This window comes from uncultured Thiocystis sp. (assembly GCF_903866365.1).
In the GTDB taxonomy this organism is placed as follows: domain Bacteria; phylum Pseudomonadota; class Gammaproteobacteria; order Chromatiales; family Chromatiaceae; genus Chromatium.
The window spans coordinates 1-18,751 of record NZ_CAIPNF010000099.1 but is presented as its reverse complement, the minus strand read 5'-3'; the positions used below and the strand labels follow the sequence as shown (position 1 = coordinate 18,751).

The 18,751-nt window shown below is 63.7% G+C and carries 20 protein-coding genes; 16 read left to right on the top strand and 4 right to left on the bottom strand.

Annotation, left to right across the window (positions count from 1 at the left end; all coding sequences use genetic code 11):
* Positions 1-261: 261 nt before the first annotated feature.
* Positions 262-489 (top strand): IS3 family transposase, encoded by a 228-nt coding sequence (locus QZY07_RS06100; protein ID WP_295400673.1) that lies wholly within the window; start codon positions 262-264, stop codon positions 487-489.
* Here the strand turns inward: QZY07_RS06100 and QZY07_RS06095 are convergent.
* Positions 435-1,097 (bottom strand): PilZ domain-containing protein, encoded by a 663-nt coding sequence (locus QZY07_RS06095; RefSeq protein ID WP_295400671.1) that lies wholly within the window; start codon positions 1,095-1,097, stop codon positions 435-437. The genes QZY07_RS06100 and QZY07_RS06095 overlap by 55 nt on opposite strands.
* 260 nt (positions 1,098-1,357) lie before the next feature.
* Between QZY07_RS06095 and QZY07_RS06090 the strand changes: the two genes are divergently transcribed.
* The 7 genes from QZY07_RS06090 to QZY07_RS06060 all read left to right on the top strand — a co-directional run bounded on the left by QZY07_RS06090 (position 1,358) and on the right by QZY07_RS06060 (position 9,148).
* Positions 1,358-1,513 (top strand): hypothetical protein, encoded by a 156-nt coding sequence (locus QZY07_RS06090; protein ID WP_295400669.1) that lies wholly within the window; start codon positions 1,358-1,360, stop codon positions 1,511-1,513.
* Between the two features lie 30 nt (positions 1,514-1,543).
* Positions 1,544-1,837, top strand: a complete 294-nt coding sequence (locus tag QZY07_RS06085) for a transposase (protein WP_295400667.1) — start codon at positions 1,544-1,546, stop codon at positions 1,835-1,837.
* A 10-nt stretch (positions 1,838-1,847) separates the two neighbouring features.
* Complete coding sequence (locus tag QZY07_RS06080) at positions 1,848-1,970, top strand: hypothetical protein (RefSeq protein ID WP_295400665.1); 123 nt, start codon at positions 1,848-1,850, stop codon at positions 1,968-1,970.
* Between the two features lie 197 nt (positions 1,971-2,167).
* Positions 2,168-3,637 (top strand): ATP-binding protein, encoded by a 1,470-nt coding sequence (locus tag QZY07_RS06075; protein ID WP_295400664.1) that lies wholly within the window; start codon positions 2,168-2,170, stop codon positions 3,635-3,637.
* 240 nt (positions 3,638-3,877) lie between these two features.
* Entirely contained in the window at positions 3,878-4,549 is a 672-nt protein-coding gene (locus tag QZY07_RS06070) for an Rpn family recombination-promoting nuclease/putative transposase (RefSeq protein WP_363183803.1), read from the top strand.
* A gap of 238 nt (positions 4,550-4,787) precedes the next feature.
* Positions 4,788-8,669 carry a phosphoribosylformylglycinamidine synthase gene (purL, locus tag QZY07_RS06065; RefSeq protein WP_295400660.1) on the top strand — a complete coding sequence of 1,294 codons (3,882 nt, stop codon included), beginning with the start codon at positions 4,788-4,790 and terminating at the stop codon, positions 8,667-8,669.
* Between the two features lie 65 nt (positions 8,670-8,734).
* Positions 8,735-9,148 (top strand): BLUF domain-containing protein, encoded by a 414-nt coding sequence (locus QZY07_RS06060; RefSeq protein WP_295400658.1) that lies wholly within the window; start codon positions 8,735-8,737, stop codon positions 9,146-9,148.
* 120 nt (positions 9,149-9,268) lie between these two features.
* Here QZY07_RS06060 and QZY07_RS06055 read toward each other — a convergent pair whose 3' ends face one another.
* Together QZY07_RS06055 and QZY07_RS06050 are read right to left on the bottom strand one after the other, a co-directional pair.
* Complete coding sequence (locus QZY07_RS06055) at positions 9,269-9,616, bottom strand: TusE/DsrC/DsvC family sulfur relay protein (RefSeq protein WP_295400656.1); 348 nt, start codon at positions 9,614-9,616, stop codon at positions 9,269-9,271.
* Between the two features lie 392 nt (positions 9,617-10,008).
* Complete coding sequence (locus tag QZY07_RS06050; protein WP_295400654.1) at positions 10,009-11,031, bottom strand: response regulator; 1,023 nt, start codon at positions 11,029-11,031, stop codon at positions 10,009-10,011.
* Positions 11,032-11,128: 97 nt separating this feature from the next.
* Between QZY07_RS06050 and pgl the strand changes: the two genes are divergently transcribed.
* A complete protein-coding gene (pgl, locus tag QZY07_RS06045) occupies positions 11,129-11,818 on the top strand; it encodes a 6-phosphogluconolactonase (protein ID WP_295400652.1) in 690 nt (229 codons plus the stop codon).
* Positions 11,819-11,906: 88 nt separating this feature from the next.
* Here the strand turns inward: pgl and QZY07_RS06040 are convergent, their stop codons facing one another.
* Positions 11,907-12,395, bottom strand: coding sequence for a HyaD/HybD family hydrogenase maturation endopeptidase (locus QZY07_RS06040; RefSeq protein WP_295400650.1), 489 nt, complete (start codon positions 12,393-12,395; stop codon positions 11,907-11,909).
* Between the two features lie 119 nt (positions 12,396-12,514).
* On the opposite strand from QZY07_RS06040, the gene QZY07_RS06035 reads away from it, so the two are divergent.
* From QZY07_RS06035 to QZY07_RS06005, 7 genes are all read left to right on the top strand, one after another.
* Positions 12,515-12,754: a HypC/HybG/HupF family hydrogenase formation chaperone gene (locus tag QZY07_RS06035; RefSeq protein WP_295400649.1), complete on the top strand. Its 240-nt coding sequence runs from the start codon at positions 12,515-12,517 to the stop codon at positions 12,752-12,754.
* A 134-nt stretch (positions 12,755-12,888) separates the two neighbouring features.
* Positions 12,889-13,731 (top strand): pyruvate, water dikinase regulatory protein, encoded by an 843-nt coding sequence (locus QZY07_RS06030; protein WP_295400647.1) that lies wholly within the window; start codon positions 12,889-12,891, stop codon positions 13,729-13,731.
* Between the two features lie 120 nt (positions 13,732-13,851).
* Positions 13,852-14,949 (top strand): Re/Si-specific NAD(P)(+) transhydrogenase subunit alpha, encoded by a 1,098-nt coding sequence (locus tag QZY07_RS06025; RefSeq protein WP_295400645.1) that lies wholly within the window; start codon positions 13,852-13,854, stop codon positions 14,947-14,949.
* Positions 14,950-15,074: 125 nt separating this feature from the next.
* On the top strand, positions 15,075-15,371 hold the full coding sequence (locus tag QZY07_RS06020; RefSeq protein ID WP_014777843.1) for a proton-translocating transhydrogenase family protein: 297 nt from the start codon (positions 15,075-15,077) through the stop codon (positions 15,369-15,371).
* 12 nt (positions 15,372-15,383) lie between these two features.
* The gene (locus tag QZY07_RS06015) at positions 15,384-16,784 is read left to right on the top strand and encodes an NAD(P)(+) transhydrogenase (Re/Si-specific) subunit beta (protein WP_295400642.1); all 1,401 of its coding nucleotides are present in this window, start codon (positions 15,384-15,386) and stop codon (positions 16,782-16,784) included.
* A gap of 197 nt (positions 16,785-16,981) precedes the next feature.
* The gene (locus QZY07_RS06010; RefSeq protein WP_295400641.1) at positions 16,982-17,386 is read left to right on the top strand and encodes a DUF1640 domain-containing protein; all 405 of its coding nucleotides are present in this window, start codon (positions 16,982-16,984) and stop codon (positions 17,384-17,386) included.
* A gap of 16 nt (positions 17,387-17,402) precedes the next feature.
* On the top strand, positions 17,403-18,647 hold the full coding sequence (locus tag QZY07_RS06005) for an AI-2E family transporter (RefSeq protein ID WP_295400639.1): 1,245 nt from the start codon (positions 17,403-17,405) through the stop codon (positions 18,645-18,647).
* The last annotated feature ends 104 nt before the right edge of the window (positions 18,648-18,751 follow it).

The following is an 18,751-nucleotide window of genomic DNA, read 5'->3' as shown; positions in this document are numbered from 1 at the left end:
TAAAGCTTTTTGCAAACGAAATTTTCGATCCAAATTATAAGAAAAGAGAGACATCCTTAGGTCGTTTAAATAGGTTGCTTCTGGAAGTCCAGGCTTAAAAAATCCCGAACACCTATGCGAGTGTCACCTGTTTTTATGAATAATTCTGGTTAATTCCACCGCCAGCCAGCGCCAGGGCTGACGCACCACTCCGACCGGGGCAGCCAGTCTGCCAGCCATGCCTTTCAGGACCAGCGACGCGAAGACGGCATAGTCTGCTCGATGAGCAGCCAGGGCAACGGCTGGGACAACGCCCCCACCGAGAGCGGGTTCAACCGCTTCAAGCACGAGCGGGTCTTCGATGAACGCTTCGCCAAGCGGGAAGCGATGAAGGCCACGGCTTTCGCGTCCATCGAGGTGTTCGACAACCGCAAGCGCTTACACTACACCCTCGGCTACACCTCCCCGGTGCAGTTCCTGCAAGACTGGACCGCTTGCAGCTCTTTGTGACGCTGCAGAATATAGCGACCCAACCGATCCCGGCAATCCTCCGAGAGTGGGTCGAAACGGATTCCCAACTGGATACGCTGATCATCCAACCGCATATGCCGTACCACGTAGCCAAGGAGACGCAGATACTCGCCCTGCCCAGGCAGAACCAGCCGGAGATCACGTAACGGCTGATTCAGATCCGGAAGCCGATCCGCCCGCTGCTCGATCGCCATTCCGGTATAAGATAGATTGACAACCTGCGGTTTTTCGAGCTTCCCGCTCTTGTCCTGGAGTTGCATCTCGTCGGTCCCCGGCGGCACCCGCCAGCTGCGCGAGCGATCACCGCCCTCCAGCACCTCGGGCACGCCGATTTCGAGGGTCAGTTCGCCATTGTCAGAGCGGGTTCTCGGCTTCAGTGGGAAACGCAAGCGGTGCCCCTGCCAACCGGCCTGGAGTTCGATCAGAGGGCTCTCCGAAAACCCGTCCAGAAGTCCGGCTGCATCCTCGGAGACACGCAGCCAGCCGCCCACGTCATCCTCGGGTTTTCGCCCAGAATCGGCGGCTTCGAGTTGGCGGATGTACTCCAACTCATCGGTCGAAAGGATCTTGTTGCGGCTCGATGGCACTGAAAATCACCTGAATATTATGAAAATCGACCATTGATCACGCCCATGATTCGTGCCAAACCCTGTCCCCTCGGACCTCTGGCACAAGCGCGGAACATGTTGCTGACTGAAATCTGTTTTCGTTAAAATATAGTCTGAATATTTAATCTCACGTTTCGAGGTTGAAAAACAGCGCTACTAACGTAACTTCTCAATCAGTCATGGCAGCCTTGGCAAAAGATATCCGTTAGAGTACCCCATCGCTTTCCCAATCGTTTCCCTTGACTCGTCCTGCCCTCATGCCCAGCCTGCTCGAACTTCCTGAGATCCCCGACGCGGAACGCACCCCGCTGATCGCGCAGATGGTGGCGCTGATCGAAACGCTGGCCGAGAAGACCCAACTGAGGTTCCCCCGAAATTTCGTCTTCCAAGGGTGACGTAGCATGACGGTCACATGGGAGACGAAGATGCAGAAGATGCCGAAGCAAGAGTTCACCGTCGCGTTCAAGGAACAGGCGATCAAGCGGGTCAAGGATGGCAAAACCGTTGGCGTCGTGGCCAAGGAGATGGGCTTGGTCGAGCAGACCTTGCGCCACGGGGCGAAGGCGTTCGATGCGGGTATGCTCAACGGCCCGGGTGCCCCGAAGGTGGCTCCCGAGGCGATGGAACTGTCGCGTCTGCGGGCGGAGAATGCACGCCTCAAACGCGAGGTCGACATCCTCAAACAAGCGACGGCGTCCTTCGCGAGGGAAGCGTGGTGAGGGAAGCGTGGTGAAGGACGTCTGGATCGATGCGCACCGCCAGGCGTTCGGCTTGAGCGAGCGCTGCGAGGTTCTGGAGGTCAGCGTTAGCGGCGACCGCGCCTGGAAAGGCGGCGGTCAGGCGGACCGTTAGGGGCTGACCGATGCTCATCGGTTGCTGGTCCTGATCCCGTCGATCCATGCCGAGTTCAAGGGTGTCGACGGCAGTCCCCGGAGGGTGCGCGAGCGGCGTGCACGGGGCCCAGGCACGGGTGGAGCGCCTCCTGCGCGCGCATGGCCTCCGGGGGCGGCACCAACGCCGTGACAAGGCCACGACCGACTCCTGGACCGATGAAGGAGGGCTGTCTCTGGCCATCGTGTTGGATCTGTTCAACCGCGACCGGCAAGACGACTTGCCTGCTGATGGCGCGGCTCAACCGGGAGGGGCGCTATCGGGCAGTCTATGCCAATCTGGAGACCGCGCACGAGGATGTGGCGCGTGGGATGCGGACCATTTGCGGCGCCATTGCCGCCGCCGCCCGGCTCTATCTCGGTGAGAATCGGTTGCCGGATTGGGCCAAGTCGGCGTGGGACGCTCGCGGCGCCGATAGGATGCTGAACGGGCTGCTCGAAACCTGGAGCCTGAAGAGTCCGACCCCGCTCGTGCTGCTGCTCGACGAAGTCGATGCCTTGATCGGCGACACCCTGATCTCGCTGCTGCGTCAACTGCGTGCCTGCTATCCGCGGCGCCCGGACGCCTTTCCGCAGACCGTCATCCTCTGCGGCGTGCGCGACCTGCGCGACTACCGCATCCACGCCAGCTCCGAACGCGAACCCATCACCGGGGGGAGCGCCTTCAACATCAAGGCCAAATCGCTACGCCTGGGCGACTTCGACGCCGACGAGGTCCGCACCCTCCTGTTGGAGCACACGGCCGAGACCGGCCAGCCCTTCACCCCCGAGGCGCTCGATCGGGTCTGGGAACTGACCCAGGGTCAGCCCTGGCTGGTCAACGCGCTCGCCTATCGCGCCTGTTTCGAGCGGCGCGAGGGCCGCGACCGCACCCAGCCGATCGCCCTGGACCTGATCGACCGGGCCAAGGAAGACAGGATCCTCGAGCGCGTCACCCGTCTCGACCAACTGGCGCACAAGCTCCAGGAACTCCGGGTACGGCGGGTGATCGAGCCGATGCTCGCCGGGACGAACCTCGGTGAGGTGCCCGAGGACGACATCCAGTATCTGCTCGACCTGGGCCTCTGCCGTCAGATCCCCGGTCACGGCCTGATCATCGCCAATCCCATCTACCGCGAAGTGCTGCCGCGTGCGCTGGCCTTTACGCCGCAAGCCTCGCTGCCCGCGATCGCCCCGAGCTGGCTCGCCCCGGACGGATCGCTCGATCCCGCGCGGCTGCTCGATGCCTTTCTCGCCTTCTGGCGTCAGCACGGCCAGCCGCTGCTCAAAAGCGCGCCCTACCACGAGGTCGCCCCGCACCTGGTGCTGATGGCCTTCTTGCACCGGGTGGTCAATGGCGGCGGCACCCTGGAGCGCGAATACGCCATCGGCGCCGGGCGCATGGACCTCTGTCTGCGTTTTGGCGCGGTGACGCTGGCCATGGAGCTGAAGGTCTGGCGCGACGGTGCCCCCGACCCGCTCGCCGAGGGCTTGAGCCAGCTCGACGGCTATCTTGCCGGGCTGGGTCTGGACGCCGGCTGGCCGATCGTCTTCGACCGCCGCGCGAACCAGCCGCCGATCGCCGAACGCACCGCCAGCGCCGACCAGCGCAGCCCATCGGGGCGGTGCATCACCCTGGTGCGGGCCTGAGGGGCATCCCGATGCGCAACGAGCGGCCTCTGACCTGTTGTCAGTCGGGTAGGTACGCATCGCGTATCTTTCACCCTCGCCATCGGCACGGACGCCGATGAATGGGTTGAACGCTTGCTTGAACCGCTGCGTCTTCACGGAAACGCAGCGGTTTTTTTAGGCGTCGGCGCAACGGTACTAACTCGCTGCGTCTTGCCAGAATCACGCGCGACGCCTCCTTGAAACCAGCCGACGAGCGAGGTGGCGGACCATGTGAGACCATGCTGCGACCGCCCGCCGACGTCGGGGTCTCGGTGCGCGACTGTCACGTATCAGATCGAGATCCAGTTGCTCAATCATCCGGATCTGCCCGCGCGCATGCTCTACGGCTGGGCGGATCTCTACAGTTCGCAGTTGCAGAACGGCGAGGCGTACGCCACCCTCAAGCCGACCTATGCGATCTGGCTGCTGGGTCAGCCCTGTCGGGCCGGGATCGCGGAGTACGCGCACCGCTTCCGCCTGCGCGACGAGCAGGGCCGGGGGCTGCTCGATCATGGTGGAATCTGGCTGTTGGAACTGAGTAAATTCGACGCCGAGGCGGTCGAAACCGAAGAGCGCCGCTGGTTGAAATTCTTCCGCGAGGGCGAGCGTCTCGATGACGCGCAATTGCCCGCCTGGATGCAAACCGAGGAAATGCAGCAAGCCATGAGCACCCTGAGAGGTTTTTCGGAGAAAGAGCGCGCCTATTCTGCCTACCAGAATCGGCAGAACTATCTGCGCGTGCAGATGAGCCTGCAACAGCAACTGGACACCCTGCGCACGGCGGCCGAGCAGGCACGGGCGGCGGAAGAGCAGGCAAGGGCGGAAGCCACGGCCGCCTTGGCTGAAATCGAGCGACTGAAGCGTTTGCTCGCGGACAAAGGGGAATCCTAACCCCTTTGTTCTGCGGTGACGAAGCGCCGGGACGAAGCGCCGAGCGGTCCTCCCGAACAGGCGCCTGAACGTTTGACTGCCCACGACCCTTGGCGCACGCCCAATACGTTCCGCACGGGGCGAATATCGTTCGGTTGAGTCACGAACGACTTCGGTGGGTAACGGATTCGTTTCGCCCCTAACCGGCGCTGGCTCAAGTATCATTCGTAGATCCCCCACGCACTCAGAGTTATCGCCGATGCTGGTCTTTCGCGGCGCACCCGCCATTTCCGAGTTCCGTCTCCGCAAACTTGCCGACCGCTTGCGCGAGCACACCGGGACGCCGATCCAACCCTACGCCGAGTATGTGCATTTCGCCCAACTCGCGGGCGATTTGAACGTGGAGGAGCGCGCGGTGCTGGAGCGTCTGCTGCGCGATGGTCCGAGCCTGCCCGGTCATGCGCCCGAGGGCGCGCTGGTGCTGGTGGTGCCGCGACCGGGGACGATTTCGCCCTGGTCCTCGAAGGCGACCGACATCGCGCGCAACTGCGGCCTGACCGCGGTCAAGCGGCTGGAACGCGGGATCGCCTATTCCCTGGCCGGCGGGATCAGTGACCAGACCCGGCGGGCGGCCTCGACCCTCCTGCACGACCGCATGACCGAGTTGGCGCTGTTCGATCTGGAGTCGGCGCAGCGGCTGTTCGAGGCGGCCGAACCGCGTCCGTCCCAACGCATCGATCTGATGGGTGCCGGTCGGCCGGCGCTGGTCGCGGCCAATGTGGAGCTGGGTCTGGCCCTGTCGGACGACGAAATCGACTATCTGGCCGCGAGTTTCACCACGCTGGGCCGCAACCCAACCGATGTCGAACTCATGATGTTCGCCCAGGCCAACTCGGAGCACTGCCGGCACAAGATCTTCAACGCCGACTGGATCCTCGACGGCGAACCGCAAACACGATCCCTGTTCGGCATGATCCGCCACACCACCGAGCAGTCGCCCGAAGGCGTGCTGTCGGCCTACCAGGACAACGCGGCGGTCATCGCAGGCTTTGAGGGTCGGCGCTTTCTGCCCGATCCGGCGAGCGGGATCTATGGCGAGCACGAGGAAGCGATTCATCTGCTGATGAAGGTGGAGACCCACAACCATCCGACCGCGATCGCGCCGCATCCGGGCGCGGCGACCGGCTCGGGCGGCGAGATCCGCGACGAGGGGGCGACCGGGCAGGGCGCCAAGCCGAAGGCCGGTCTGTGCGGCTTTTCGGTCTCGAATCTGCGCATCCCCGGTTTCGAGCAGCCCTGGGAGGTCGATCACGGCAAACCGGGGCGCATCGTCTCGGCGCTCGACATCATGCTCGACGGCCCCATTGGCGCGGCGGCCTTCAACAACGAGTTCGGGCGTCCGAATCTGACCGGTTATTTCCGCACCTACGAGCAGATGGTGCCGGGGCCGGACGGCGCGCCCGAGCTGCGCGGCTATCACAAGCCGATCATGCTGGCCGGCGGGCTGGGCAACATCCGCGCCGAGCATGTCGCCAAGCAACCCTTTCCGCCGGGAACGCCGCTGGTCGTCCTGGGCGGTCCAGCGATGCTGATCGGACTCGGCGGCGGCGCGGCCTCCAGCATGGCGTCGGGGAGTTCGGCGGAAGATCTGGATTTCGCCTCGGTGCAGCGCGCCAATCCCGAGATGGAGCGCCGTTGTCAGGAGGTCATCGACCGCTGCTGGGCGCTTGGCGAGGAGACGCCCATCCTCTTCATCCATGACGTGGGCGCGGGCGGGCTCTCGAACGCGCTGCCCGAACTGGTGCATGACGGCGGGCGGGGAGGGCGCTTCGAGCTGCGCGAGGTGCCGAACGACGATCCCGGCATGTCGCCGATGGAGATCTGGTGCAACGAGGCGCAGGAGCGCTATGTCATGGCCATCGCGGCGGAACGGCTGGAGACCTTTCAGGCGATCTGCGCGCGCGAGCGTTGCCCCTATGCGGTCGTCGGCGAGGCGTCCGAGAGCGAGCATCTGCGTCTCGACGATCGTCATTTCGCTGACCGGCCGATCGACATGCCGCTGCCGCTGCTGTTCGGCAAGCCGCCCAAGATGCTGCGCGACGTCGCTCGCGTCCATCCGCCAACAACCGCCTTCGCGACCGCGGACATCGATCTGGGCGAGGCGATCTTCCGGGTTCTGCGTCTGCCCACGGTGGCGGACAAGAGCTTTCTGATCACCATCGGCGACCGCAGCATCACCGGACAGGTGGCGCGCGATCAGATGGTCGGTCCCTGGCAGGTGCCGGTCGCCGATTGTGCCGTGACGCTGGCGGATTATCGCGGCTACACCGGCGAGGCGATGGCGATCGGCGAACGCACCCCGCTGGCCCTGCTCGACGCGCCCGCCTCGGGGCGCATGGCGGTCGGCGAGGCGCTGACCAATCTGGCCGCGACCTACATCAACCGTCTCGGCGATATCAAGCTGTCGGCCAACTGGATGGCGGCGGCGGGACATCCGGGCGAGGATGCGCGGCTCTACGAGACGGTCGCGGCGGCGTCCGAGTTGTGTGCCGAGTTAGGCATCGCGATCCCGGTCGGTAAGGATTCGATGAGCATGAAGACCGTGTGGCCGGACGCAACCGGTGCGCGCCGCGAAATGACGGCCCCGCTCTCGCTGATCGTCTCCGCCTTCATGCCGGTTTCGGACGCGCGCCAGACCGTCACGCCAGAACTGCGCACCGACGAGGGCGACACCGATCTGATCCTGATCGATCTGGGGCGCGGCCGAAACCGGCTCGGCGGTTCCTGTCTGGCACAGGTGTACGGTCAACTGGGCGACCGGGGACCAGATCTCGATCATCCCGATCTGCTCAAGCGTTTTTTGAGCGCGATCCAGGATTTGTTCGTCGAGCTGATGATCCTGGCCTATCACGACCGCTCCGATGGCGGGTTGTTGGCGACGCTCGCTGAAATGGCCTTTGCGGGACGCTGCGGGATCGATGTCGAACTCGATGCGCTCGGGCCCGATCCGGTCGCCGCGCTCTTCAGCGAGGAACTCGGCGCGGTGATCCAGGTGCCGCACACCGAGACCGACTGCGTGCTGCAAATCCTCAAATTTCACGGTCTGGGCGAGTGCAGCGCGGTGATCGGCACGCTCAACGATGACGACCGGATTCGTCTCCGCCGTCATTCGCGGCTGCTGTTCGAGGCCGCTCGGTCCGATCTGCAACAGGCCTGGTCCGAGACCAGCCATCGGATGCAGTCGCTGCGCGATCATCCCGACTGCGCGGACGAAGCCTTCGCGCGCATCGCCGCCGAGGATGTTGGGCTGCATGCCGAACTGACCTTCGACCTGGACGACGACATCGCCGCGCCCTACATCGAGCGCGGCGTCCGTCCGCCCATCGCCATCCTGCGCGATCAGGGCGTCAACGGTCAGCAGGAGATGGCGGCGGCCTTCCATGCCGCCGGTTTCGCGTGCGTCGACGTGCATCTGTCTGACATCGTCGCCGGTCGGGTCGATCTGGCGCGCTTCCGGGGTCTGGCGGCCTGCGGTGGCTTTTCCTATGGCGATGTGCTGGGCGCGGGCGAGGGCTGGGCCAAGACCATTCTGTTCAACGCCCGCGCACGGGAGCAGTTCGAGGGCTTTTTCGCGCGCCCCGACACCTTTGCGCTCGGCATTTGCAACGGCTGTCAGATGCTCTCGAATCTGCGCGAACTCATCCCCGGCGCGGACCATTGGCCGCATTTCGTGCGCAACCGTTCGGAGCAATTCGAGGCGCGCACGCTCATGCTGGAGGTTGCCGAGACGCCCTCGGTGCTGCTGGCGGGGATGTCCGGCTCGCGGATGCCGATCGCGGTCGCGCATGGCGAGGGCCGGGCGAAGTTTCGCGACGCCGCGCATCTGGCCGCCGCGCAATCCTGGGTCGTGACGCGCTATGTCGAGAACGACGGGCGGGTCGCCGAACGCTATCCAGCCAACCCCAACGGGTCGCCGGACGGCATCGCTGGGCTGACGACGACGGATGGGCGGGTGACTATCATGATGCCGCATCCCGAGCGCGTCTTCCGCGCGGTACAGAACTCCTGGTACCCGGAGGACTGGGAGCAGGACGGAGCCTGGATGCGGTTGTTCAGGAATGCGCGCGCCTGGGTGGATTAGGCGCGACGCCCGATGCATGGGCTGTTCCGGAAACCTCCTTTTCAATTTTTCATTGAGCAAACGCCATGAATCATCTTTCGCGGATTCTCTATGCGAGTCGCAGCAGCGTCGGCGTCGGCGAGGCCGAACTCAACGATATTCTCGAAGTCTCGCGGAAAAAGAACAAGCTGCTTCAGATCACGGGGATCCTGTGCACGGGCGGCGGCCATTTCATTCAGATCCTGGAAGGACCGCAGGACGAGCTGATTCGACTCTATTGCAGAATTCTCGACGACCGGCGCCATTATGATTCGGTGCTGATCGGGGTGGCGCCCATTCAGCAGCGGATCTTCAAAGACTGGTCCATGGGCTATATCGAGAATCCGCCGCACATCATGGAGGCGCATCGCAATCAGTTGCTGGAGATTTGGCGGGGACGCACCGAGGCGCACCAGCTCTTTACGCTGATGAGAGAGTTTCTGGATCAGCTTGGCCGCTGACCCATGAACGCGGGCACGCCGGGAAAGCGCGATTGAACCGCAACGCACGGATGCCGGATCGAGAAGGTGCGTTTTCCAGGAAAACGAACCGCTTCAATCCGGCTTGCGAACCTCGGATGTCTACTGAACGCTGCCGAAGGAAGGGTCGGCGGCGCCGGCTGGCGGCTGGAGTCCGGCGAATTTGCACCCTTGCGCCACCGGGCCGCCGGGGAACATCGCGTAGAGATATTTGAGGCCGCCCTTGGCGTGGAAGGCCTCGTCGAGTGCGTCATGCAGTTCCCGCATGTTCGGCCTTTGATGATTTGCGAAATAGCCCTGCAGCGCCTTGATTGTGAACCAATGATCCTCCCCAAGTTGGATTCCGTCCGCCTCGGCGGCGCGTGCCGCGTCTTCTCGTGTCCAGTCGGTCGGCGCGGAGGGGAATGCGTCGTCGCGGGCCGTCGTACCCGGATTCATGATGTCGCTCATCGTCGTCGCCACGATACTGACCTCTCGATACTCATGATGGATGGTAGTTGCGGTTAGGCGAATCCCGTCCTCCTGGAATGAATGCCAAGCGCAGGCATTCGTCGCGGATGATCGGTCGGTCTGAGTGTCGATTTTGCGGGGGGGTACGTCAAGGGGGATCGATGTGTCGGGCGGTTTAGCCGAACTGGCCGGCGCGAGGACCGGACGATGATTGCAGGCGCTCGCGCCGACCTGCAATCACCTAGTGCAACTGTGCGAAAGTCCCAAGACCGTCTCAGGTCGTTGTCGTGATCGCGGTCTCGACATGGCGAATATTCGATTACGACAACGACAACGACAATGCCCCGGTCTCGGAACTTGAGCAGCGAAGCACTAAGAAAGCGCGCCGGGGATCAGGCGCTCAGGAGGAAATACACCGCCGCAGCGGCACCGATACCCAGGATGGCCGCGCCGGCAATCAGCCCATAGAGCCTGCCGATGGCCGAACCGAGCGACTGCTCCAGGGCTTGAGTCGATTGCTGGGCGCCCATGAGCGCGGCATCGACGGCTTCCTTCGCTTCGCGTCGGGCCAGGGTCGCGGCCTTGAGCGCGACGGACTCTTCGAGGGCATGCAACTGCTCGTGCGCGGGTAGATTGCCGCTCGCCGGTAGGGGCTGGAATGCGCGTAGTTGTTTCTCGACCGACGCCATGATCCGTGCCCGTTCGGTCTCGATTTCGCGCTTGAGCAGATCCGGCAGGGTTTCGGTCGCCAGACGGGTCGAAATGGCCTGAAAGTCCGCCATGGTGGGGGCCGGCGACGCGGTTCGGCGCGCGGCCTGTTCCGCCGCGAAGCGGTCTTCCACGATGTGTCTGGCTTCGCTCAACAGGCTTTCGGTCAGATCGCGCCGCAAATCTTCGAGCATGGGGGTCAACAGTCTGGCGAGTCTGGCCTCCAGGCGCGCATCGACCAGTTTCGCAATGGCGTCCTCGGACAGTTCCGGGGCTGGCGCCGGAGCCGGTTGCACGGCGCGTTCGATGGTTTCCCCGACGGGCTGTGGCGCGCCGCCGGTCGCGAGCTTGTCGCGCAGTTTGTCGAGAATCCCGGGGAGGAGTTCGGCCGCGGCCGATTTCGGCAGGATGCCGAAGACCCCTTTTCTGTTCGCGGTCGCGACAAATTCGGGCTCCTCGTGCGAGGTACACATCACAATGGGTATCGCGGCGGTGCGCGGGTCTTCCCGGATGACCTCCAGAGCCTCGAAGCCGTTTAGCCCCGGCATCATATGATCCATCAGGATCGCGTCGGGCAGTTGTGTCTTGAGGATCTCGAAGGCAGACTCGGCGGAGTCCGCCGTCTCGACTTCGATGCCATGACGCTGAAGTTGCAGCCGCAGTGCATAGCGCGCGGATTTTGAATCGTCGACCAGGAGTATCTTCATCGGGTCCATGGCTTCCACTGATGGAGTTGAATGGTTGACGCGGGCCAGTCCGCCGGACGCCAGGTTTCGGGTCAATAATGGTTAGGTGAATCGCACCATGGCCGATAGCAGGATCGCCTTTCGTCTGTATGAGACCGCCGAACAGGTGGCCGCCGACACGGCGTGGCGCGTTCTGGCGGCGGCCCGGCAGTCGATCGCGGCGCGCGGGCGATTTCAGTTGGTGTTGGCCGGAGGGCGCACCCCCCAGGCGGCCTATACTTTACTCGTCGAGCAGGTCGCGGACTGGGACCGCTGGCACATTTTTTTCGGCGACGAGCGTTGTCTGGCGCCGGACGATCCCGAACGTAACAGTCTTACGGCTGCCCGCATTCTGTTGGATCAGGGGCCGATCCCGGCCGTGCATTGGCATCCCATCCCGGCGGAGCAGGGCGCCGAGTTGGCCGCCGCCCGCTATGCGACGCTGATCCGGCCCCGGCTGCCCTTCGATCTGGTACTGCTTGGAATGGGCGAGGATGGACATACGGCCAGCCTTTTCCCCGGCCATGCCATTGCGCCCGAGGCGCTCGTCATGCCTGTCCATCAGGCACCGAAGCCGCCGCCCGAGCGCGTGTCGCTGACCCCCAGCGCGCTCGCGTCCAGCCGCGCTATTTTGATCCTGGTCACCGGTATCGGCAAGCGGGAAGCCCTGGCGGATTGGCGCCGGGGCGCCGACCTGCCGGTCGCGCGAGTTGCGTCCGCCGGACAGCGGGTCGAGGTGCTGATGGATCGCGCGGCCGCGGGCGAATGATCGCCCACGTCAGAGTGTATCGGCCCGCTGTCTCGGCTGCCTCGCGGATGTCGGGCACCCGCCGGAAGCGGGCCAAGCGCTTGGCGCACTACCCGGCGCTGACTGGCGCGGCGTCCCAACCGGCCAGCAGTGCGCGGATGCTTGCGATGGCCAGCGGAACGGCCGCCTCGACCGCGGGCGTCAGCCGCTCGCCCCAGCCGACGAATCCGGGCTCGATGCCGACCAGCGCGCGTTGGGCGGGCAGGGTGTCGGTGAGCCGCGCCATATCCATCAGGTCCGCGAGGCTGACCTCGTGCACGCTCTTGGCGTGGGCGCGAAGCTGGCGGTCCATGGCCGCGCCTTCGAAGACGCGCACGCTGCCGGGGGCGTCGCCCATGGCGGCGGCATCCACGACGATCAGGCGCGGGCAGTCGCCGATGGGCGCGGCGAGCGTGAAGCTTAAGGTGCCGCCATCGATGAAGCGCAGCGGGGCGGCGGGGTCGGTCTCCGCCTCCAGCCGGCGGATCACCTCGGCGCCGACCGCCTCGTCGGTCATGAGAATATTGCCGAGACCGAGGATCAATGTGGTTGGACTCACAGACGGTGTCTCCTGGTGTGGACTGGGGCGACGGAAAGGATTGATCTGGATCCTTGCGGTGGAGACCTCCACCGCTTAGCCTCGTGCGTCAAGCCCGGAGTGTAAACGGAGACCCTGTCATGTGTTTTGGAATTCCGATGCAAGTGCGGTCCATCGATGGCTTCATCGCCCATTGCGAGGCCAAGGGCGTCACGCGCGAGGCCAATCTTTTCATGCTCCAGTACGAAGACATCGCGGTCGGCGATTACATCGTCGTCCATCTTGGCCAGGCGATCGACAAGGTGAGCGCCGAGCAGGCCGCCGCGGCTTGGGAAATCTATGATTCCATGCTCGTGGGCGAGGACGCCCGCGCGGGTTGAACCGCCTTCGGCCCGCTCATCGCGGCTAGCGACCTGGTCGGCTCCCGCCGGCGGCGGTTTCTGGCGACAATCCACCCAATTTCATTCATTCTTGGTTCGATACACTGACCACTGACCACTGACCAACCGCCCCCATGAATCGAACCGTTTTTTTCGTCTCCGAAAGCACCGGCATCACCGCCGAGACGCTTGGGCACAGTCTGCTCTCCCAGTTCGACACCATCGACTTCGAGCAGGTCTACATGCCCTATATCGATACCGACCTGCGCGCCAGGGCGCTGACCCAGCGCATGCAGGAGGCCGCCGACCGCGACGGGGCGCGGCCGATCGTCTTCGCGACCATGCTCAATAACGAAATCCGCGAGATCCTCAGGGGCGGCAACTGTTTCTACATGGAGTTGTTCGAGGGCTTCGTCGAGCCGCTGTCCGCCGAATTGGGCGTGCCGCCCAGCCGCAAGTCCGGCCAGAGCCATGCCATCACCAAGCCGAGCTTCTACACCAAGCGGATCGAGGCCATCAATTTTGCGATGGCCAACGACGACGGGATTCGTCCGGACAACTTTCACCGCGCCGATGTGGTGCTGGCCGGGGTGTCGCGTTCCGGCAAGACGCCGACCTGTCTCTATCTGGCGATGCACTATGGTTTGCGTTCGGCCAACTATCCCATCACCGAGGAAGACTTCGAGCGCGGCGACGTGCCGCAACTGGTCTGGGACTGCCGTCACAAGCTGTTCGCGCTGACCATCGATCCGCAGCGGCTGCAACTCATCCGGGAGGAACGCCGTCCCGGCAGCCCCTATGCCTCCATGGCACGCTGTCAGGATGACATCCGGATGGCGCAGCAGATCTACAAGCGGCTGCAGGTGCCGGTCCTCAATACCACCACGCAGTCCATCGAGGAGATCGCGTCTCACATCATCAAGATCCTGAAAGACAACCTCGACGGCTGGTCGGAACCGCTCGCCGAGCAACCCTGACCGGGTCGGATCCGCGGGTGCCGACATGGATCGGCGGTTGCGGGGATCGGGATCGGCATTGATAATGCGCCGATTTCGCTGCCCTTCGGGTGGCGACACCGAAACAGAAGGCGATCCAACATGAAGATCGGTATCCCCTTGGAGACGCGGTCCGGAGAGACGCGCGTCGCGTCCACGCCGGAGATCGTCAAGAAGCTGGCCGGCAAGGGCTTCGAGATCCGGGTCGAGTCTGGCGCTGGCGCGCGCGCCGGTTATCCGGACGCGGACTTCGCACAGGCTGGCGCGCAACTCACCGACCGCGCCGGGGCCTATGCTGTCGACCTGCTACTGAAGGTGCGGCGGCCCGATGCCGTTGACGTGGAGGCGATGCGTCCGGGCGGGCTGTTGATCAGCCTGCTGGAGACCTGCGGCGAGGATCCGCTGCTGTCGGCCATGCTGGCGAAGGGGATGCGCGTGCTCGGGATGGAACGCATGCCGCGTACCTCGCGCGCCCAGTCGATGGATGCTCTCTCCTCCCAGAGCAACCTCGCCGGTTATCGCGCGACCCTGGAGGCAGCGGCGCGCTACGGCCGATTCTTCCCGATGATGATGACCTCGGCAGGCTCGGCCAAGCCGGCGCGCGTCGTGGTGCTGGGGGCGGGCGTCGCGGGTTTGCAGGCGATCGCGACCGCGCGCCGTCTGGGCGCCGATGTCCATGCCTATGACGTGCGACCCGAGACCCGCGAGCAGATTCTGTCGCTCGGCGCCAAGCCGATCATGCTGGATCTGGGCGAAAGCGGCGCGGGGGAGGGCGGTTACGCCCGTGAGTTGTCCGAGGAAGCCAAGGCGCGTCAACAATCCGCGCTCGGCGACGAACTGGCGAAGGCGCATGTCATTATTACCACCGCGCTCATTCCCTGCCGGCCGGCGCCGGTGCTGGTCACCGAGGCAGTCGTCGCGCGCCTGCGTCCCGGTTCGGTGATCGTCGATCTGGCGGCGGCGAGCGGCGGCAACTGTCCGCTGACCGTGGCGGACGAAATCGTCGAGCGCCATGGCGTGACCATCGTGGGTATCACCAATTTCCCCGCCCTGGTGCCGGCGGACGCGAGCGCCTTCTACGCGCGCAATCTGTTCAACCTGATCGAGATCATGGTCCAGCCTGGCGAGTTCGGGCCGGAACTCAAGGATCTGGCCGAGGATGACATTACGGCAGCTATGCTCGTTAAGCCGTCTGCGTGATAAAGACGTTGTCAGGTGACAGTTGTCAGCGGGTGTTGAATGGATACAACCGTCAGAGCCCGCCGACACGTGATTGATGACTGACAACTGAAAACTGACAACCGACAACTTCCCCAGGAGCCCCCATGCCCGAGGCACTCGACCCCTCGATCGTCGCCCTTTACGTTTTCGTTCTTGCCTGTTTCATCGGTTACTGGGTGGTCTGGGGCGTCACGCCCTCGCTGCACACGCCGCTGGTGGCCCTGACTAACGCCATCTCCGGCATCGTCCTGATCGGCGCGCTGCTGGTCGCGGGCGATCCGGAATCCGGGATCCTGATCCAGTTCATCGGCTTCATTGCCGTGCTGCTGGCCTCGATCAATGTTTTTGGCGGCTTTCTGGTGACCCACCGGATGCTCTCCATGTTCAAGAAGAAAAAGTAAGGACGGATCGCGATGGATTTCACGGTGAATCATCAGGCGCTGGCCTATCTGGTCTCGGCGATCCTCTTCATTTTCGGCCTGAAGGGTCTGACCCATCCGTCGACCGCGCGGCGCGGCAATTTCTACGCCATGCTTGGCATGCTGATCGCCATCGTGGCGACCCTGCTGGGCCGCGATGTCCAGTCCTACGGCTTCATCGTCGCCGGTATCGCCGGCGGCGCCGTGATCGGCGTCATCGTGGCGCTACGCATCCAGATGACCGCCATGCCGCAGTTGGTCGCGGCCCTGCACAGTTTCGTCGGTCTGGCGGCGGTGCTGGTCGGCATTGGCACCTTCCTGCACAAGCAGGATGCCGGACTGCTCAACGCGGTGCTGATGGGCGAGATTTCCGCTGGCGTGGTCATCGGCGCCATCACCTTCACCGGCTCGATCATCGCCTTTGGCAAGCTGCAAGGGTTGCTCAGCGGCGCGCCGGTCAAGTTCAGGGGGCAGCATCTGCTCAATGCGCTCCTCGCCCTGGCGACGATCGGTCTTGCGGTGCATTTCGCCATGACCGGGAGCCTGCTGTCACTGCTGCTCATGACCCTGCTCGCCTTCACCCTCGGCGTGACGCTTATCATCCCGATCGGCGGCGCCGACATGCCAGTCATCATCTCGATGCTCAACAGCTATTCGGGCTGGGCGGCGGCGGCGACCGGCTTCACGCTCCACAACGATCTGCTGATCATCGTCGGCGCGCTGGTCGGCTGCTCGGGCGCCATCCTCTCCTTCATCATGTGCAAGGCGATGAATCGCTCCATCCTGAACGTGATCTTCGGCGGCTTCGGTTCCAGCAGCGGGGCGGGCGATAGCGCCGGCGCGCAGGCCGCCGAAAAGGGCGTCAAATCGGCGGCGGTCGAGGACGCCGTGTACTGGATGGAAGACGCCGGCAAGGTCATCATCGTCCCCGGCTACGGCATGGCCGTCGCCCAGGCCCAGCATTCGCTGAAAGAGTTGATGGAACTGCTGGAAGCGCGTGGGGTGGAAGTCAAATTCGCCATCCATCCGGTCGCCGGGCGCATGCCGGGGCACATGAACGTGCTGCTCGCCGAGGCCGATATTCCTTATGACCGGGTGCTGGAGATGGACGAGATCAATCCCGAGTTCCCGAGCACCGACGTGGTGTTGGTGGTCGGCGCCAACGATGTCGTCAACCCCGCTGCCAAGGAAGACAAGACCAGCCCCATCTACGGCATGCCGATCCTGGATGCCGGCCGCGCGCGGCAGGTCTATTTCCTCAAGCGATCCATGCGTCCCGGCTACTCTGGCGTCGATAACCTGCTGTTCTATCAGGATAACACCTCGCTGATCTTCGGCGACGCCAAGGAGACGATTGACGGCATGAACAGCGCACTGAAGGGCGGGGGACACTAACCTCCCAAGCGCGTGTCCAGCGCCGTCGCTGGGTGCGCCGACAGGCTGTCGGCGATTTTGGCATCTCCAGAATCGACAGCATTCGGCGTTCGCAGCGTTTCGACGCAACGGCCGGATCGCCCAACGGCAACTTGTACATCAGGCTGGCCCCGACTACCCTCATGGCCGTGCCAAGCCACACTGAAGAGTCCTGTGCCATGAGCGCCGCGCTGCAACTCTACGAGCAACTGACCGAAGCCCCGGACGACAAAACCCGCGCGCGCCTGATCGCCGAGGCGTTCGACGTACTGGAGGCGCGCTTTCCGCAGATCAACGATCTTGCCATCCAGGGGCATGTCCGGGAGTCCGAGCTGCGCTTGCAACAGGGTGTCGAGCAGGTTCGCGGGGAATTGCGCGAATCCGAGCTGCGCCTGCAAAAGGAGATCGAACAGATCCGCGCCGAACTGAAGCTGGACATCGCGCAACTGCGCGCCGAACTGAAGCTCGACATCGCGCAGCTGCGCGCCGAGGTCGAGCGCACGAAGACCGACCTGCTGAAGTGGATCGTCCCGCTGATGTTCGCCCAGGTGGCCGCGATCGCGGCTCTGGTGAAACTGCTGTGACCCGCCGGTGACTCCCATGAACCAAGACACCGTCAATAAATCCGTCGTCCTGCTGATGACGCTCGGGATCTCGGCGTTGTTTTTCGCCATGATCCAGCAATTCCTGATGACCCTGTTCCTCGCGGGGCTCTTCAGCGCCCTGGCGCGACCCTTGTTCCTGCGTTTTCAGGCGCGGCTCAACGGCAACCGTCACCTGGCGTCCCTGTTGACTCTGCTGCTGATCGCGGTGGTGATCCTGATCCCCTTGATTCTGCTGGTTGGCGTCCTGATCGGTCAGGCGCTCGATGTCAGCCAGATGATTACGGTCTGGTTCAAGGAGACGTTCAGCGATCCCGGCGCGGTCAATGCTTATCTGCGGCATGTCCCGTTTTACGATCAATTGAAAATCAATCATGGCCAGGTTATTCAACAGGCGGGTTCCCTGGCGACCGTGATCAGCCGGTTCCTGGTGGAATGGGTTTCGTCCGTCACGCTGGGGACCGCCAATTTCATCTTCATGGCCTTCGTGTTCCTCTACAGCATGTTTTTTCTCCAGATGGACGGGCCGAAGCTGCTCGAAAAGGCGCTGTACTACTTGCCGCTGAAGACCAGCGAAGAGCGGATGATGCTCGCGAAATTCACCTCCGTGACGCGCGCGACCCTGAAAGGTTCGCTCCTGATCGGTCTCCTGCAAGGCAGTCTGGCGGGTATCGCCTTTGCCGTCGCGGGCATCCCCAACGCGGTCTTCTGGGGGACGGTGATGGCGCTGCTGTCGGCCATCCCCAATGTCGGGGCCGCGCTGGTGTGGATTCCCGCTGTCGCGATCCTGATCCTGCAGGGCGACGTCGTTGCCGGCGTCGTGCTGGCGCTCTTCTGCGGCCTGATCGTCGGGAGTCTGGACAATGTCCTGCGACCCATTCTGGTGGGCAAGGACACCAGGATGCACGAGCTGATGATCTTTCTGAGCACCCTGGGCGGCATTCTCATGTTCGGGCTGCCGGGAATCTTCATCGGCCCGGTGATCGCCTCGCTGTTCATCTCGATCTGGGAGATTTACGGTGTCGAATTCGCCGGGATTCTGCCGGATGTGCATTTGGTTCTGGTCGATCTGGACGAACATTGCGATGCGGATGACTTGCGTAAGGCAATGTCGCCAGAGGATTCGGAAGACGTCAGCGAAAGTGTTCAGCCGCAAGACGCCGGAGCGGTTTCAGGCGGCGCAGGCGTCGAAAACGAACAACGAATTGCGGTGGGTGCGATCAAAACTGATGTGGTAGCTTAAAATACAGCGGTAACCGTCGACAAACACGAGAACCGCCCATGAGCACTCTGCTGCCCCCCAACGATGAGCGACTGCTGGCCCGACTGAACCAACATCCGCAGTTG

What these genes read in the sequence shown, in the direction of transcription:
- QZY07_RS06050 (WP_295400654.1), bottom strand. Translation starts at nt 11,031, where the DNA reads ATGAAGATACTCCTGGTCGACGATTCAAAATCCGCGCGCTATGCACTG.
- QZY07_RS06010 (WP_295400641.1), top strand. Translation starts at nt 16,982, where the DNA reads ATGAGCGCCGCGCTGCAACTCTACGAGCAACTGACCGAAGCCCCGGAC.
- QZY07_RS06100 (WP_295400673.1), top strand. Translation starts at nt 262, where the DNA reads ATGAGCAGCCAGGGCAACGGCTGGGACAACGCCCCCACCGAGAGCGGG.
- QZY07_RS06035 (WP_295400649.1), top strand. Translation starts at nt 12,515, where the DNA reads ATGTGTTTTGGAATTCCGATGCAAGTGCGGTCCATCGATGGCTTCATC.
- purL (WP_295400660.1), top strand. Translation starts at nt 4,788, where the DNA reads ATGCTGGTCTTTCGCGGCGCACCCGCCATTTCCGAGTTCCGTCTCCGC.
- QZY07_RS06055 (WP_295400656.1), bottom strand. Translation starts at nt 9,616, where the DNA reads ATGAGCGACATCATGAATCCGGGTACGACGGCCCGCGACGACGCATTC.
- QZY07_RS06030 (WP_295400647.1), top strand. Translation starts at nt 12,889, where the DNA reads ATGAATCGAACCGTTTTTTTCGTCTCCGAAAGCACCGGCATCACCGCC.
- QZY07_RS06060 (WP_295400658.1), top strand. Translation starts at nt 8,735, where the DNA reads ATGAATCATCTTTCGCGGATTCTCTATGCGAGTCGCAGCAGCGTCGGC.
- QZY07_RS06015 (WP_295400642.1), top strand. Translation starts at nt 15,384, where the DNA reads ATGGATTTCACGGTGAATCATCAGGCGCTGGCCTATCTGGTCTCGGCG.
- QZY07_RS06020 (WP_014777843.1), top strand. Translation starts at nt 15,075, where the DNA reads ATGCCCGAGGCACTCGACCCCTCGATCGTCGCCCTTTACGTTTTCGTT.
- pgl (WP_295400652.1), top strand. Translation starts at nt 11,129, where the DNA reads ATGGCCGATAGCAGGATCGCCTTTCGTCTGTATGAGACCGCCGAACAG.
- QZY07_RS06085 (WP_295400667.1), top strand. Translation starts at nt 1,544, where the DNA reads ATGCAGAAGATGCCGAAGCAAGAGTTCACCGTCGCGTTCAAGGAACAG.
- QZY07_RS06005 (WP_295400639.1), top strand. Translation starts at nt 17,403, where the DNA reads ATGAACCAAGACACCGTCAATAAATCCGTCGTCCTGCTGATGACGCTC.
- QZY07_RS06075 (WP_295400664.1), top strand. Translation starts at nt 2,168, where the DNA reads ATGAAGGAGGGCTGTCTCTGGCCATCGTGTTGGATCTGTTCAACCGCG.
- QZY07_RS06025 (WP_295400645.1), top strand. Translation starts at nt 13,852, where the DNA reads ATGAAGATCGGTATCCCCTTGGAGACGCGGTCCGGAGAGACGCGCGTC.